Source organism: Alphaproteobacteria bacterium, from assembly GCA_024244705.1.
GTDB lineage: Bacteria > Pseudomonadota > Alphaproteobacteria > JAAEOK01 > JAAEOK01 > JAAEOK01.
Genome location: JAAEOK010000088.1, coordinates 1 through 15,828 on the forward strand (window position 1 = coordinate 1; position 15,828 = coordinate 15,828).

General features: G+C 63.6%; 13 protein-coding genes. 7 read left to right on the forward strand and 6 right to left on the reverse strand.

Annotation, left to right across the window (positions count from 1 at the left end; translation table 11 throughout):
* The 3 genes from rpoD to GY791_17110 form a co-directional block, all read right to left on the reverse strand.
* The coding region (gene rpoD / locus GY791_17100; GenBank protein MCP4330143.1) for an RNA polymerase sigma factor RpoD at positions 1-2,012 on the reverse strand (2,012 nt) is incomplete at its 3' end.
* An 89-nt stretch (positions 2,013-2,101) separates the two neighbouring features.
* Positions 2,102-3,937: a DNA primase gene (locus GY791_17105; protein ID MCP4330144.1), complete on the reverse strand. Its 1,836-nt coding sequence runs from the start codon at positions 3,935-3,937 to the stop codon at positions 2,102-2,104.
* Positions 3,938-4,060: 123 nt separating this feature from the next.
* Positions 4,061-4,528, reverse strand: a complete 468-nt coding sequence (locus GY791_17110) for a GatB/YqeY domain-containing protein (GenBank protein MCP4330145.1) — start codon at positions 4,526-4,528, stop codon at positions 4,061-4,063.
* Positions 4,529-5,041: 513 nt separating this feature from the next.
* Between GY791_17110 and carA the strand changes: the two genes are divergently transcribed.
* The 3 genes from carA (at position 5,042) to greA (ending at position 10,021) form a co-directional block, all read left to right on the forward strand.
* Positions 5,042-6,226, forward strand: coding sequence for a glutamine-hydrolyzing carbamoyl-phosphate synthase small subunit (gene carA / locus GY791_17115; protein MCP4330146.1), 1,185 nt, complete (start codon positions 5,042-5,044; stop codon positions 6,224-6,226).
* Positions 6,219-9,461, forward strand: coding sequence for a carbamoyl-phosphate synthase large subunit (carB, locus tag GY791_17120; protein ID MCP4330147.1), 3,243 nt, complete (start codon positions 6,219-6,221; stop codon positions 9,459-9,461). Before carA ends, carB begins: the two co-directional genes overlap by 8 nt.
* Before the next feature lie 86 nt (positions 9,462-9,547).
* Positions 9,548-10,021, forward strand: a complete 474-nt coding sequence (greA, locus tag GY791_17125) for a transcription elongation factor GreA (protein ID MCP4330148.1) — start codon at positions 9,548-9,550, stop codon at positions 10,019-10,021.
* A 138-nt stretch (positions 10,022-10,159) separates the two neighbouring features.
* Here greA and GY791_17130 read toward each other — a convergent pair whose 3' ends face one another.
* The gene (locus GY791_17130; protein ID MCP4330149.1) at positions 10,160-10,636 is read right to left on the reverse strand and encodes an Lrp/AsnC family transcriptional regulator; all 477 of its coding nucleotides are present in this window, start codon (positions 10,634-10,636) and stop codon (positions 10,160-10,162) included.
* A gap of 260 nt (positions 10,637-10,896) precedes the next feature.
* Between GY791_17130 and trxB the strand changes: the two genes are divergently transcribed.
* The 4 genes from trxB (at position 10,897) to GY791_17150 (ending at position 14,058) form a co-directional block, all read left to right on the forward strand.
* The gene (gene trxB, locus GY791_17135; protein MCP4330150.1) at positions 10,897-11,868 is read left to right on the forward strand and encodes a thioredoxin-disulfide reductase; all 972 of its coding nucleotides are present in this window, start codon (positions 10,897-10,899) and stop codon (positions 11,866-11,868) included.
* A gap of 15 nt (positions 11,869-11,883) precedes the next feature.
* A complete protein-coding gene (locus GY791_17140) occupies positions 11,884-12,774 on the forward strand; it encodes a LysR family transcriptional regulator (GenBank protein MCP4330151.1) in 891 nt (296 codons plus the stop codon).
* A gap of 548 nt (positions 12,775-13,322) precedes the next feature.
* Positions 13,323-13,721, forward strand: a complete 399-nt coding sequence (locus GY791_17145) for a hypothetical protein (protein ID MCP4330152.1) — start codon at positions 13,323-13,325, stop codon at positions 13,719-13,721.
* Between the two features lie 100 nt (positions 13,722-13,821).
* Complete coding sequence (locus GY791_17150; protein ID MCP4330153.1) at positions 13,822-14,058, forward strand: hypothetical protein; 237 nt, start codon at positions 13,822-13,824, stop codon at positions 14,056-14,058.
* Positions 14,059-14,080: 22 nt separating this feature from the next.
* Here GY791_17150 and msrP read toward each other — a convergent pair whose 3' ends face one another.
* Together msrP and GY791_17160 are read right to left on the reverse strand one after the other, a co-directional pair.
* Positions 14,081-15,052 carry a protein-methionine-sulfoxide reductase catalytic subunit MsrP gene (gene msrP / locus GY791_17155; protein ID MCP4330154.1) on the reverse strand — a complete coding sequence of 324 codons (972 nt, stop codon included), beginning with the start codon at positions 15,050-15,052 and terminating at the stop codon, positions 14,081-14,083.
* 111 nt (positions 15,053-15,163) lie between these two features.
* Positions 15,164-15,706 (reverse strand): tetratricopeptide repeat protein, encoded by a 543-nt coding sequence (locus GY791_17160; GenBank protein MCP4330155.1) that lies wholly within the window; start codon positions 15,704-15,706, stop codon positions 15,164-15,166.
* Positions 15,707-15,828: the final 122 nt, after the last annotated feature.

Sequence of the window (15,828 nt, forward strand, 5' to 3'; positions counted from 1 at the left end):
AGCGCCTTGGCCTCGATCTGGCGGATGCGCTCGCGGGTGACCGAGAACTGCTGGCCGACCTCCTCGAGGGTGTGGTCGGTGTTCATGCCGATGCCGAAACGCATGCGCAGCACCCGCTCCTCGCGCGGGGTCAGCGTCGCCAGCACCCGCGTCGTCGTCTCGCGCAGGTTCGACTGGATCGCCGCGTCCAAGGGCAGGATCGCGTTCTTGTCCTCGATGAAATCGCCGAGGTGGCTGTCCTCCTCGTCGCCGATCGGCGTCTCGAGGCTGATCGGCTCCTTGGCGATCTTCAACACCTTGCGCACCTTCTCGAGCGGCATGTGCAGCTTCTCGGCGAGCTCCTCCGGGGTCGGCTCGCGGCCGATCTCGTGCAGCATCTGGCGCGAGGTGCGGACCAGCTTGTTGATCGTCTCGATCATGTGGACCGGGATGCGGATGGTCCGCGCCTGGTCGGCGATCGAGCGCGTGATCGCCTGGCGGATCCACCACGTCGCGTAGGTCGAGAACTTGTAGCCGCGGCGGTACTCGAACTTGTCGACCGCCTTCATCAGGCCGATGTTGCCCTCCTGAATCAGGTCGAGGAACTGCAGCCCGCGGTTGGTGTATTTCTTGGCGATCGAGATGACCAGGCGGAGATTGGCCTCGACCATCTCCTTCTTGGCCTGGCTGGCCTCGCGCTCGCCTTCCTGGACGGCGCCGACGAGGCGGCGGAACTCGGGCACCGGCAGCCCGGCGCGGTCGGAGATGTCGGCGATGGTGGCGCGGATTTCCTTGATGTCGTTCCGGTGCTTTTGGACGAACGGCTTCCAGCCCTTGCCCTTGAGACGGCTGACCCGGCGCAGCCAGTTGGGGTCGAGCTCGTTGCCGAGATACTGCTTGAGGAAGTCCTGGCGGTCGACCTTGGCGCGTCCGGAAAGACGCATCAGCCGGCCCTCGCAGGCGACCATCTCCCGGTTCAGCCCATAGAGCGCCTCGAGCAGCTGGTCGATGCGCGCGTTGTTGAGATGGACGCCCTCCATCAACTCGATCATCTCGGTCTTGAGCTTCTTGTAGCGCGTTTCCGAGGCCGACCTGATCTCGTCGCCGGTCTGCAGGGCGGCGAGCCGCTTGTCCTGGGCCCGGTGCAGCTTCTTGTAGGTTGCCGACACCAGCTCGAGCTGATCGAGGACTTGCGGCAACAAGGCTTGCTCCATCGCCGCCAACGACAGATTCACCTCGTCGCCGTCATCGTCGTCGTCGCCATCGCCTTGGCCCCGGCGCTCGCCGTTTTCGCCGGCCTCGCCTTCGCTCGTGCCGCCTTCGGATTCGCCGCCTTCGGACGCCTCGGATTCGTCGTCGTCGCCCGACTCGTCGACGGCGATGGTTTCCTCTCCGTCGTCGTCGTTGGCGGCCGCGGCGCCATCGGTATTGGTAACGTTGGCGGCCTGTGCGCTGCCGTCGGGGGAGCGGCCGTAGGTGGTGTCGAGGTCGATGATGTCGCGCAGCAGGACGTCGCCGGCAAGCAGCGAATCGCGCCACGACACGATGGCACGAATGGTCATCGGGCTCTCGCACAAGGCGCCGATCATCTTCTCTCGGCCGGCCTCGATGCGCTTGGCGATTTCGATCTCGCCCTCGCGCGACAGCAGCTCGACGCTGCCCATCTCGCGAAGATACATGCGCACCGGATCATCGGTGCGGCCGAGTTCGTCCTCGCTGATATTTCCGCTTTGGCGGGGCTCCGCTTCGGCCGGCGGTTCCTCGGCCGATTCCTCGCTTTCCTCGTTCTCGACGAGGTTGATGCCCATCTCCGAGATCACGGCCATGGTGTCTTCGATTTGCTCCGACGACACCTGGTCGGGCGGCAAGGCCTTGTTCAGTTCGTCATAGGTGATGTAGCCGCGTTCTTTGCCGCGCTTGACCAGATTCTTGACCGCCGCGTCGGTGGTGTCGAGAAGCGGGCCGTCGCCGCCGTCTTCGCGCTTCTCGCTCGCGTCGTCGGTGCGTTGTGCCGTCGCTGCCTTGGTCGCCATTTATCCTCCGCCCTGGTGAGCAAACCGTCCGACGCGGCCGCGGCGCGGGGGGCGCCGGTCCGTTTTCAAGCGATCAACGGTTGACTGTCTTAAAGGCCGCTGCCTTCGTCCCATCCATCCAAATCGGTGCCGTCCCCCTCACCTTCACCGATCAACTGGCGCAAGGCATCGACCCGCGCCCAGTTTTCCCCGGTCATGGTCTCGGCGAGCTCTCGCTCCGCGACCGACAACTCCGCCGCATGATACCGGCGGCGGAATTGGCGCCACGCGTCCGCCCAGCCGTACCGCACCTCTTCGAGGGACGCGGCGGGCCGTGCGAACGGTGCCAAGACATAGACGTTGCGGGCCAGCACATGGTCGAGCGTCTCGGCCAGCCCGCTGTCACGTAAATGGCTTTCCAGGCCCTTGGAATCAAGCCCGGAATGCCAGGTCTTTAGGATTTCGCGGCGCAATTTGTCAAGTGGCGGGGGATCGAATGTCGCGGTGCCCAGGTCCTCGCCGACATCGGCGATCAGATCGGGATGATTGATGACCGCGGCGAGAAGCGCCTGTTGGTGCCGGAAGTCGAGGATTTCAACGCGGTGGGGCGCCCGCAATCCGGGTCCCGACGGCCGCGACCGGGCCCATGGCCGCGCGCCATGCTGGGGCCGCTCCGGCACCGCAAATAGGCCATTCAGCCGGCGCCGGAATTCGTTGACGTAAAGCTCCCGGACCGTGGCATTGCCAACCTGCCGGGCGCGCTGGTAAAGGCGTTTTTTGAGGTCGGCCTGCCGCTCCGGCGTGTCCAACGGCGCAGCCGAGAGTTCGGCTGACCATAGCAGTTCGACCAGCGGCTCCGCGGCGGCTAGCGCCGACCGCATCGCCTCCGTGCCGGCGAGGCGGAGAAGGCTGTCGGGGTCCTCGCCGTCGGGCAGCAAAACGAAGCGCAGCGACTGCCCGGGAGCGAGCATCGGCAGGGCACGCTCCGCGGCTCGCAGCGCCGCGCGGCGCCCCGCGTCATCGCCGTCGAGGCATAGGATCGGCTCCGGCATGATGCGCCACAAGGCCTGGATCTGGTCCTCGGTGACCGCGGTGCCGAGGGGGGCGACCGCGCCGCCGAAGCCCGCTTGGACCAAGGCGATCACATCCATATAGCCCTCGGCGACGATGAGCTCGGCGCCCTTGCGCACCGCCGGCGCCGCCTGGTCGAGGTTGTAGAGGGTGCGGCCCTTGTGAAACAGCGGCGTTTCCGGCGAGTTGAGATATTTCGGCTCGCCGTCACCCATGATCCGGCCGCCGAAGGCGATGACGCGGCCGCGACGGTCGGCGATCGGAAAGATAAGGCGGCCGCGAAAGCGGTCGTAGGTCGCCCGGTCGCCCTCCGGCGGCTGGATAATGAGGCCGGCCTCGACCAGCAGCTTTTCGTCGAAGCCCTGGCCCATCATCGCACCCTTCAACGCCGCCCGCGCGTTGGGCGCGAAGCCGAGCCGGAAACGCCGGATCGTCTCGGCACCGAGCGCCCGCGACTCGAGGTATTTCCGCGCCTCGGCACCGTTGGCCGTCGCCAATTGGTCCTGGAACCAGGTACAGGCGGCCTCGACCGCGGCGCCAAGCGTCTTGCGTTGCGCCTCCCGCGCCCGCTCCTGCGGCGTGTCGCGGGGGATCTCCATGCCGGCCTCGGCGGCCAGCTTCTCGATCGTCTCGGGAAAGCTCAGCCCGTCCAATTCCTTAACGAAATCAATGATATCGCCATGGGCCTGGCAGCCGAAGCAGTGATAGAAGCCCTTCTCCTCGCTGACCGTGAACGAGGGCGTCTTTTCATTGTGGAAGGGACACAGGCCGAGATAGTCGCGGCCTTTCTTGGTCAGCTTGACGCGGCGTCCGACGATCCCGGACAGCGGAACGCGACTGCGCAATTCGTCAAGAAAGGCCGGCGTGATCCGCATTAACTGCCACCCCTAAAATTCCGCCGGTCAGGCAATCTTAGCAGGGGCTATCTCTGCCGCCAATCGGAGAGGAGTGAAGCGGAACAAAAATGTAGGGCCGTACCGGCTCCGGTCGGTCTCGGGTTAACCCTGGACTTGCGCCAGGCGCTGCTTGACGGCGCCGCTGGCGCGGCCGAAATCCATCCGGCCGGCATAACGCTGGCGCAGGAAGGCCATGACGCCGCCCATGTCTTTCAGGGTCTCGGCGCCGGTTTCGGCGATCGCCTCGGTAACCGCATCGCCGACTTCGCGCTCGTCGAGCTGCTTCGGCAGGTATTGCTCGATCACCACGATTTCGTCACGCTCTCGTTCCGCCAACTCGGGACGGTTGCCCTTGTCGTACATCTCGATGCTCTCGCGCCGCTGCTTGACCATGGTCTGCAGCATCTGCAGGATTTCGTCATCGCCGATGCCGTCCGCGTTGCCGCGGCTGCGGGCGGCGATGTCACGGTCCTTGAGCGCGGCCAGTATGAGCCGCAAGGTCGATGTCGCGCATTTGTCCTGGCCCTTGACGGCGGACTTGAGCGCGGTGCTCAAAGTCTCACGAAGCATGAAAACCACTACCTTTCCGATATCGCAACGCACGCTAACGCATTGAGCCCCGTATCGCAAACGGGGATAATCTATTAAACTATTGAATTAAAACGATTATTTTATCCGGTTCCAGCTTGACCACTGGGCGACTTTGCCTTATGTAGGCCCTGCTTCGCCCGCCTGCAAGGGGCCGTCTCCAGGCGGCATGGCCAAGGGCCGGGTGATGCCGCCAATCGTGCCGTTTCGAGGACCGAGAGCCTTATCCGATCATATGGAATCATTCTGCCGGAGGCCTTTTTCGCCGTGACCAGGAAACCGCCGCGGAGCGTATCCGGCATACGGTCAAGGCGGTTGACGCCGTCATGGCGAAAAAGGCCCCGGCCCGACAGGGTTGCGCTTGGGCGGGCGTCCGCGTCGTTGCTGCCCTCACCCGATGCTTCGGCATCGCGTTTCGGACGGCGCCTTGCGGCCTGGAACGCCCAAACCGCAACAGAATTGATCCCGTATGATCCGATAAGGCTCTAGCCGCATATGACGGTCAGCTCATCGCTCCCCGCCGCGTCCTCCCTGAAAGCTGGGACCGGCGCGGAATCGGGGGCGCTCGTGCTGGCCGACGGTACGGTTTTCAGGGGCCAGGGCCTGGGCGCCAGCGGTCACGCCGTCGGCGAGGTCGTCTTCAACACCGCGATGACCGGCTACCAGGAGATTCTGACCGATCCCTCCTATGCCGCACAGATCATCACCTTTACCTTTCCCCATATCGGCAATGTCGGCACCAATCCGGAAGACATCGAGTCCGAGACGCCGGCGGCGCGCGGCTGCGTGCTTCGTCTGGACATCACCGAATCGTCCAACTGGCGCGCCGTGCAGCATCTCGACCGGTGGCTGAAGGCCCGCGGTTTGATCGGGCTGGCCGGGATAGACACCCGGCGATTGACCCGCCGTATCCGCGACCTCGGCGCCCCCAATGGGATGATTTGCCATGCCCCCGACGGCGCGATCGACATCCGCCGATTGCAGGCCGAGGCGGCGGCGTGGCCGGGACTGGTCGATATGGACCTCGCCGCGGAGGTGAGCTGCCGCCAGGCCTATCGCTGGACCGAGATGCAATGGCGCCCGGGCGCCGGCTATGGACATCAGGGAGCGCCGAGCCACAAAGTCGTCGCCATCGATTACGGCGCCAAGCGCAACATCCTGCGCTGCCTCGCCGGTCTCGGCTGCGACGTCACGGTGGTGCCGGCGACGGCGACCGCGGAAGATATCCTCGGCCATCGGCCTGACGGCATCTTTCTGTCCAACGGACCCGGCGATCCGGCGGCGACCGGCGTCTACGCGGTGCCGGTGATCCGGGCCCTGATCGAGACCGGCAAGCCGGTGTTCGGGATCTGCCTCGGCCACCAGATGCTCGCCCTGGCGCTCGGCGGCCGTACCGTCAAGATGCATCACGGTCATCACGGCGCCAATCATCCGGTCAAGGAGTTGCGCAGCGGCCAGGTCGAGATCACGTCGATGAACCACGGTTTCACGGTCGATGCCACCAGCCTGCCAAACGGCGTCGTCGAAACCCACGTCTCGCTGTTCGACGGCTCGAATTGCGGCCTCGCGCTCGACGACCGGCCGGTATTCTCGGTCCAGTACCACCCCGAGGCCTCGCCCGGCCCCCAGGACAGCCACTACTTGTTCCAGCGTTTCGTCGCGATGATGGCCGATGCCTAAGCGGACCGACATCGAGTCGATCCTGATCATCGGCGCCGGGCCGATCGTCATCGGGCAGGCCTGCGAGTTCGACTATTCCGGCGTTCAGGCGTGCAAGGCCCTGCGCCAGGAGGGCTACCGCGTCGTCCTCGTCAACTCCAACCCGGCGACCATCATGACCGATCCGGAGGTCGCCGACGCCACCTATGTCGAACCGATCACGCCCGAGCTGGTGCGCCGCATCATCGAGCGCGAGAAGCCGGACGCGGTGTTGCCGACCATGGGCGGGCAGACCGGGCTCAATACGGCGATGGCGCTGGCCCGGGACGGCACCCTCGACGAGTTCGGCGTAACCCTGATCGGCGCCAATTGCGAGGCGATCACCAAGGCCGAAGACCGCCAGTTGTTTCGCGAGGCGATGGAGCGCATCGGGCTTGACAGCCCCAAGAGCCGCCTCGTCCATACCCTCAACGAAGCGATGGCAGCGCTCGATGCGGTCGGCCTGCCGGCGATCGTCCGCCCGTCCTTCACCCTCGGCGGCACCGGCGGTGGCATCGCCTACAATCGCGACGAATTCGAAGAACAGGTAATCGCCGGCTTGCGCGCTTCGCCCGTCGGCTCGGTGCTGATCGAGGAATCGGTGCTGGGCTGGAAGGAATATGAGATGGAGGTGGTGCGCGACCGCGCCGACAACTGCATCATCGTGTGTTCGATCGAAAACCTCGACCCGATGGGTATCCACACCGGCGACAGCATCACCGTGGCGCCGGCGCTAACACTGACCGACAAGGAATACCAAACGATGCGCAACGCCTCGATCGCGGTGTTGCGGGAAATCGGCGTCGACACCGGCGGCTCGAATGTTCAGTTTGCCGTCAACCCGGAGGACGGCCGCCTGGTGGTCATCGAAATGAACCCGCGGGTCTCCAGATCGTCGGCCCTGGCCTCCAAGGCGACCGGGTTCCCGATCGCCAAGATTGCCGCCAAGCTGGCGGTCGGCTTCACCCTGGACGAACTCGACAACGACATCACCGGGGTCACGCCCGCGGCCTTCGAGCCGACGATCGACTATGTCGTGACCAAGGTCCCGCGGTTCACGTTCGAGAAGTTTCCCAAGACCGACCCGCTCCTGACCACCTCGATGAAATCGGTCGGCGAGGCGATGGCGGTGGGCCGCAATTTCCAGGAATCGCTGCAGAAGGCTCTGCGCTCCATGGAGATCGGGCTGACCGGGCTCAACGAGGTCACGATCGAGCGTGGCGAGACTCGCGACACCTTGCGCGCCGCGCTGTCGACACCGCGCGCCGACCGCCTGCTGGTCGTCGCCCAGGCCATTCGGGCGGGCCTGGATATCGACGAAATCCACCAATGCTGTAGGATCGACCCGTGGTTTCTGCGCCAGATCGAAGACTTGGTAAAGACCGAGGCGGCGCTTCACGCCGACGGCCTGCCGGACGATCGGCGGGCGCTGCAAAGGCTCAAGCAGAAAGGATTCTCGGACGCCCGTCTCGGCGAGCTCGTCGGCGGCGGTGAAACCGAAATTCTGGGCCGCCGCCGAGATCTGGGATTGCGCCCGGTGTTCAAGCGTATCGACACCTGCGCGGCCGAGTTCCCGGCGAAGACGCCCTACATGTATTCGGCCTATGAGGGCGACGGCGCGGAAGCACCGGAATGCGAATCCGACCCCAGCGCCCGCAACAAGATCGTGATCCTCGGCGGCGGACCGAACCGAATCGGCCAGGGCATCGAATTCGACTATTGCTGCGTTCATGCGGTCTATGCCCTCCGCGAGGCCGGCTACGAGACGATCATGATCAACTGCAATCCGGAGACCGTGTCGACCGACTACGACACCGCGGACCGGCTCTATTTCGAGCCCTTGACCGCCGAGGACGTCATCGAGGTGGTACGGCGGGAGGCCGAAAACGGAACCCTTTTGGGCGTCATCGTCCAGTTCGGCGGACAGACGCCGCTCAAGCTGGCGCGAGCGCTCGAAGAGGCGGAAATTCCGATTCTCGGCACCTCTCCGGACGCCATCGACTTGGCCGAGGACCGCGACCGGTTCCAAAAGCTGCTCGGCCAAACCGGCTTGCGCCAGCCCAGGAACGGGGTGGCGACCTCGGCCGAAGAGGCGGTCTCGATCGCCGCCGAGCTTGGCTACCCGGTTCTGCTGCGCCCCTCCTACGTACTCGGCGGCCGGGCCATGGAGATCGTCCACGACGAGGCCGGGCTGCAGCGCTATATCACCGATGCGGTTCGGGTTTCGGGCCGCAATCCGGTACTCGTCGACAGCTTCCTTCAAGACGCGATCGAGGTCGATGTCGACGCGGTCTGTGACGGCGAACAGGTCTACCTGGCGGGCATCATGGAACATATCGAGGAGGCCGGGGTCCATTCGGGCGATTCGGCCTGTTCGCTGCCGCCCTATTCGCTGCCGCCCGCGACCATCGACGACATTGGCGAACAGACCGCGCGGCTGGCCCGTGCGCTTGGTGTCGTCGGCTTGATGAACGTCCAATTTGCCGTCAAGGACGAGGATGTCTATGTCCTCGAGGTCAACCCGCGGGCGAGCCGGACGGTTCCTTTCGTCGCCAAGGCGACCGGCATACCGATCGCCAAGATCGCGGCCCGGATCATGGCAGGCGAGAAGCTTGCGGATTTCGACCTCGCGCCACGGCCGAACGGGCATGTCGCGGTCAAGGAGGCCGTGTTCCCGTTCGCCCGCTTCCCCGGAGTCGACATCATCCTCGGGCCCGAGATGCGCTCAACCGGCGAGGTCATGGGGATCGATGCCGATTTCGGGCGCGCATTCGCGAAATCGCAACTCGGCGCCGGCATCACCTTGCCGCTCGAGGGAACTGTTTTCGTCTCCGTCCGCGACCACGACAAAGCGGCCATGATCGAGCTATGCGGACGCCTCCTCGAAATGGGCTTCCGCTTGGTCGCAACGTTGGGGACCGCCGACTATCTGCGCGCCAACGGGCTCTCGGTCGAAATCGTCAACAAGGTCCTGCAGGGGCGGCCCCATATCGTCGATGCGATGAAGAGCGGCCAGGTCCAGCTCATATTCAACACCACCGAAGGCGCCCAGGCGGTTGCCGACAGCTTTTCGATCCGCGAGACCGCCTTGCTCCACAGGATCCCGCACTACACCACCGTCGCCGGCGCCCGGGCGTCGATCGAGGCCATCGCCGCGTTGCGCTCCGGACAGCTTGAAGTCGCTCCTCTCCAGGGCTACTTTAGGGAGCCGGAATAAACATCAATCGTATCGTGTGATGATGGCCTGCGGATTGTGGCAATTCGCGGAATGCGATCATCAGTTTCAAATTGAGAGAGCCAGCAATGGATAAGGTGCCGATGACGGCGGCGGGATACAGTCGCCTGCAGGAAGAATTGAAGAGGCTCAAGACCGTCGAGCGGCCGCAGGTCATCAAGGCCATCGAAGTCGCGCGCGAACATGGGGATTTGTCGGAAAACGCCGAATACCATGCGGCGCGGGACCGCCAGAGCTTCATCGAGGGTCGCGTTGCCGACCTCGAAGACAAAATCCGCAGGGCCGAAGTCATCGACGTCAGCAAGCTCAGCGGCAAGGTCATCAAATTCGGCGCCACCGTTACCTTGGCCGACGAAGACACCGACGAAAAGACGACCTATCAGATTGTCGGCGCCGACGAGGCCGATATTCAATCGGGGCTGCTGTCGATCACCTCGCCGCTGGCGCGGGCGTTAATCGGCAAGACGGTCAGCGATTCGGTCGAAGTCAACACGCCGGGCGGGGCGCGCAGCTACGAAGTCAAGCGGGTCCGGTTCAAATAGGTGACCGGCATCGCCCAAATCATTTTCGCGCTTGATTGATTCGGTTCCGGCCCGCTCCCCCTCCCGGCCACCCATCAGGATACCGGCGTTGGGAGTCGGGAGGGCGAGCGGGCCGGTGCCGCGAAATTCGAAAACGAACTAGTCGTAGTCGATCGGAACGCCGGGCCGGTCCTTGGCGGTTCGTATCACCAACGCGGTCTTGACGTGACCGACATTGGGCGCCGCGGTTAATTCGGCGGTCACGAACTGCTGATAGTCGTCCCAGTCCTTGGCCACCACCTTGAGCAGATAGTCCGTCTCACCGGCCAGCATGTGGCACTCGCGGACCTGTGACCATTGCTCGGCCAGAGCCTCGAACGCGCGCAGGTCGTTCTCGGCCTGGCTGTTCAATCCGACCTGGGTGAAGACGGTGACGTGGTAGCCGAGGCCCTCGGCGTCAATGTCGGCATGATAGCCGCGGATGAACCCGGCGGTTTCGAGGGCGCGAACACGGCGCAGACAAGGTGGCGCCGAGATGCCCGCGTTGCGCGCCAGTTCGACGTTGGTTGTGCGCCCATTGGCCTGAAGATCGTGCAAAATTCGGCGGTCGATTCGGTCCAGCTTCACCCGACGCACTGCGATGCCCTCGATCGAGAAAGGTCATGAAATTATAAACACGCGTAATAATATTACAAGCCGAAGCGATGTACGCGCAATAAATGCTACAAGTTTGGCCGTATTTTCCGTCCCGTCCGGATCAACGGCGATCGTCTATTCGCACGCGTCCCGTTTTCCACAGACCCATCCCCAAATGCGCCGCGGCGCTGCCGTGCATGCCTTGCGGGGCACAGTCGGCGGACTTATGTTAGCCGCGGTTGCAGTTGGAGGAGCCTGCCATGCCCGACGCCGTTCACAGCAAAGTTCTCGTCATCGGTTCCGGACCGGCGGGCTATACGGCGGCGATCTATGCGGCGCGCGCGAGCCTGTCACCAACCATTGTCGCGGGAATGCAGCCGGGCGGCCAAATGACAATCACCACCGACGTCGAGAACTATCCCGGCTTCGCCGATGTCATTCAAGGGCCGTGGCTGATGGACCAGATGCGCGCCCAGGCCGAGGCCGTGGGCACCCGGATCGAGGCCGACCTGATCACAGAAGTCGATTTCTCGCGCCGTCCGTTCGCGTGCGTCGGCGATAGCGGGGCCGTCTATACCGGGGATGCGGTGATCATCGCGACCGGCGCGCAAGCGCGTTGGCTGGGACTCGAGAGCGAAGAGAAATACAAGGGGTTCGGCGTGTCCGCATGCGCCACCTGCGACGGGTTTTTCTTCCGCGGCAAGGACGTGCTGGTCGTCGGCGGCGGCAACACGGCCGTCGAGGAAGCGATTTTCCTGACCAACCATGCAGCCACGGTTACCCTCGTCCACCGTCGCGATCAGCTTCGCGCGGAGCGGATACTGCAGGACCGCCTGTTCGCCAATCCCAAGGTGAAGGTGGTGTGGAATTCGGTCCTCGACGAAGTCCTCGGCGAAGCCAACCCACCCGGCGTTACCGGTGCCCGTCTGCGCGACGTCAAGACCGGTGAGATCCAAGAACACGCCGTCGACGGTGTCTTCATCGCCATCGGCCATGATCCGGCTACCGCCGTTTTCCGAGGACATTTGGATATGGACGACGAAGGTTATATCCGCACCGCGGCGGACAGCACGGCGACCCGGATTCCCGGCGTATTCGCGGCCGGCGACGTACGCGACAAGATATTCCGCCAGGCCGTGACGGCCGCCGGCATGGGGTGCATGGCCGCCTTGGAGGCGGAGAAGTTTCTTGCCGCGGCGCAAGCCGAGGCGCCGCGCAACGCCGCGGAATGACAATCCGACATGGCGATGGACTGGGATAAGCTGCGGATTTTCAACGCCGTCGCCGAAGCTGGCAGCTTCACGCGAGCGGGCGAGATCTTGAAACTCAGTCAATCCGCCGTCAGCCGGCAAATCGGCGCGCTCGAACAGAGCCTCAACGTGCCACTCTTTCACCGCCATGCCCGTGGCCTGGTCCTGACCGAACAGGGTGAGATCCTCTATCGCTCGGTGCGCGAAGTGGTGGCGACGCTGATCGATACCGAGGCCCGCCTGGTCGACAGCAAGCGCCGCGCCCAAGGAGCGCTTCGCGTGACCACGACAGTCGGCGTCGGATCGACCTGGCTGGCACCGCGAATAAAGGAATTCCACGACCTCTATCCCGAGATTCGGATCAGCTTGATCCTCGACGACATGGAGATGGATCTGACCATGGGTGAAGCCGACGTGGCGATCCGCATGTCGCGCCCACGGCAGCCCGACCTCATCCAGCGTCACCTGATGACCGTTCATTTCCATCTATATGCCGCGAAATCCTATATCGATCTGCGTGGCGCGCCGGATTCGAAGGAATCGCTCGACGATCATGCATTGATCGCCTACGCCGACGGCACGCGACCGCCGATCGCCGACGTCAATTGGCTGCTCGATATTGGCAGTTCCCCCGAACGCGCGCGACGGCCGGTCTTCACGGTCAACAATGTCTACGGAATATTTCGCGCGGCGGCGAGCGGCCTCGGCATCGCTTCGCTACCCGATTACATGGTCGAATCGGCGCCCGAGCTGGTGCGGGTTCTGCCTCAGGTCGAGGGACCGAACATCGAAGCCTACCTGACCTATCCGGTGGCGCTGCGCCAGTCGAAACGGGTCGCCGTGTTCCGCGATTTCCTGCTGAGCAAGATTCAGGATACCCGGTTCTGAGTTCGACGCGCGGAGCTATGCGGTGACTGCATAGCTCGATTGCAATTCTAGCGCTGGAATTTGTTCGTAGACATATTATCTCTAGGACATCGATGGTGCAGCGCATCATCCATGAGTTACGAGGCAGTGTCCGATCGATATTGCCTCACCGTTCGGGCTCATCGCCCGACCCAGGGTCTTCGGATCCTACGTCTCCCAGACGTGAAGCCTCCCTGTTTTAACTTCAAGGCCGGGTCTTTGACCCGGCCTTTTTTTCATGGTGGCCATCCACATCGCTCCATCATGCGACGAAATATGACGAGATTATTGCGATGCAGCATAGGCCGCCAGGCCGGAAACCCGGTTCCGAGGCGACCGGCGCCGACCGGAGATTCCGGTGGCGGCATGACCCCGGGCGTCTCCGTGATCCGGCTAGGAATGTTTCGGATTCCGATCATGGCTGCCGAGATTGGCCTCGTCGTGGCATTGTGATAGAGGTGACAGGAGGCCCCAATCGGTCGAATCCGACAGCGGCCCGGGGCCGGTCCCAAGGGCAAGGAGAGGCAACGATGAAAACGAAAGTGATGGCCGTACTCTTGGCTGCGGTTTGGGGATTCCTTCCGGCGATGGCGTCGAGCGCAGAGGACGATGGCGTGACCGATGCCGGCGACTTTGCCGTCGTCAATGTTCAGGATCTGGTCGACCTCTGTACGGTGCCCCAGGGTCATGAGTTGAGCGACAAGGGTGCCTATTTCTGCATGGGCTACATCACCGGCGTCATCCAATACCACAATGCGCGAACCGCGGGCCCGAACGAAAAGCCGGTGATATGTCCGGATTCAAGCGCGTCCCGTCTCGACCTGGTCGAGGCTTTCGTCAATTGGGCGCGCGCCAATCCGAAGAGCAAGGATGCACCGGCGATCGAGGGCGTCGCGGCGGCCGCGATCGGCAAGTGGCCGTGCCCGTAATACCGATGACACGGGCAATCGACAACAGGACCGTCATACCGTTCCCCGCCGACAACCGGGGCCGGTATGGTCGCGTGAATCTGAATGGGAGTGACAGGCGATGAGAGGTCTCACAATGGCCCTGGCGGTGAGCGGCGCGCTCGCTGTTTCCGCGTGCAGTGGTCTCGACACCACGCAACAACGGACCCTTACCGGCACGGCGGGCGGCGCCGCGATTGGCGCCGTCGCGGGAGCGATCGGCGGCAATATGGCGCTTGGAGGTTTGGTGGGCGCCGGTGCCGGTGCCCTTGGCGGCTACGTTTATGACCAGCACGAGAAGGCCAACGGCGGCAGCTGAGCAACGGCGTCCCGCGCCGTGATTACATGAACAGAAGCTCGTCTTTCATGTTGGTGTAGAGGTCGGCGACGAATTCGCCGTAGCCGTTGTAGAGTCGCGTCGGAACCTTTTCATCGAGGCCGATGTTACGCTCCGAGGCCTGGCTCCACCGGGGATGCGGCACCTCGGGATTGACGTTGGCCCAAAATCCATATTCGTTGGCCGCGAGTTCCTCCCAAAACGACTTCGGCCGCTCTTCGACAAAACTGAAGCGGACGATCGATTTGATCGACTTGAAGCCGTATTTCCACGGCAAGGCGATGCGCAGCGGCGCGCCGTTTTGCTTGGGCACCGGCTTGCCGTACATGCCGGTCACCATGAAGGCGAGCTCGTTGGTGGCTTCGGCCATGGACACGCCTTCGGTATAGGGCCACGGGTACCAGAACTGGCGCTGGCCCGGAGCCATATCCTTGTCATGAAAGGTCTGCATCTGGACATACTTGGCCGAGCCCAGCGGCTTCGCGAATTCGACCAGCGCCTTCATTTCGAACCCGCTCCACGGCACATCCATTGACCATGCTTCGACGCAGCGATGGCGATACAAACGCTCTTCGAGCGGCATCGCCGCCAGGAGGTCGTCGATGCCGACCGTCTTTTCCTGTTCGACGAGACCATCGAAGTGCACTTCCCAGGGCCGAATGCGCAGATCCTGGGCGCTCTGCGATATCTGCTTGTGGGAGCCGAATTCGTAAAAGTTATTGTAGGTCGTCGAGACCTTTTCCGGCGTAATCGGCCGGTCGAGGGTATAGCGCGGGTTCTGGTCGACCGGGTAAAGCCCGGCCGATGGATCCTTGTCTTCGGTCTGGGCCCAGGCGGACTTCGCCACCAACGGCAGTGCCGCCAGTATCGGCCCGGCGGCGATCCCTTTGACGATCTGTCGGCGGGCGTGAAAAATGTGCTCCGGCGTCGCCAGACGCTCCGGAATCTCCCATCCACGCTTAACTCTTGTCAGCACGATCCAACTCCCCGCTCGCGGCCCATCACGCCTTACCTAAGGATGGCCGGCCTCACGCGCAAGTCAACAGCCGGTGAATGGCATGCGAGCAAGTACCGGTCGGTACCGCTCTCAGATTTCCTTGCGCTGGAGACGCTCGTTCAGGATTTCAATATTGTGCCGCGCGCCGGGCAGATATGGATGAACCTTCAACGCGCCTTCGAAGGCCCGGATCGCGATCTCTTCGTCACCGGTCTCCATATAGATCAGGCCGAGCCCCGACAGCGCACCGAAGTGGCGTGGCTCCAACTCCAGGGTGCGTTCGATGTCGTCCACCGACTCCTGATAATTGTCGAGCAGATAGTGGACCGTCGCCCGCTTGTTCCACGCTTCGGCAAATTTCGGTGCGATCTCGACCAACTTGTCGAACCGCAGCAAGGCGTCCGCGGGACGGCCCAACGCCATCAGCGCCACGCCGGCCGACATCAGCTCGTTCGCCGTCTCGTCATCGCTGGCAACCCAGATAGTCCAGATTTCATCGGTGATGCGGTCGGCCTCGTTTTGGCCCTCCGCCGCTAGAAGACCGGAGAACAGCTCGGCGAGCCTCGGGTCGCTCTGGTCGGCGTTGGTCGCACTCGACCCGAGGAGTAACGCAACACCGATCGCCATGCTCATCAATCTAAGCATCGCCGTAATATGGCCTCATGACCTATCGGTTGCCAATATCCTTGCCTTCAACAGGTCGTGACCGATTGGGCGCCAAGCTTCACGGCCGCGCGGGCGCAATCCCTTCCCGA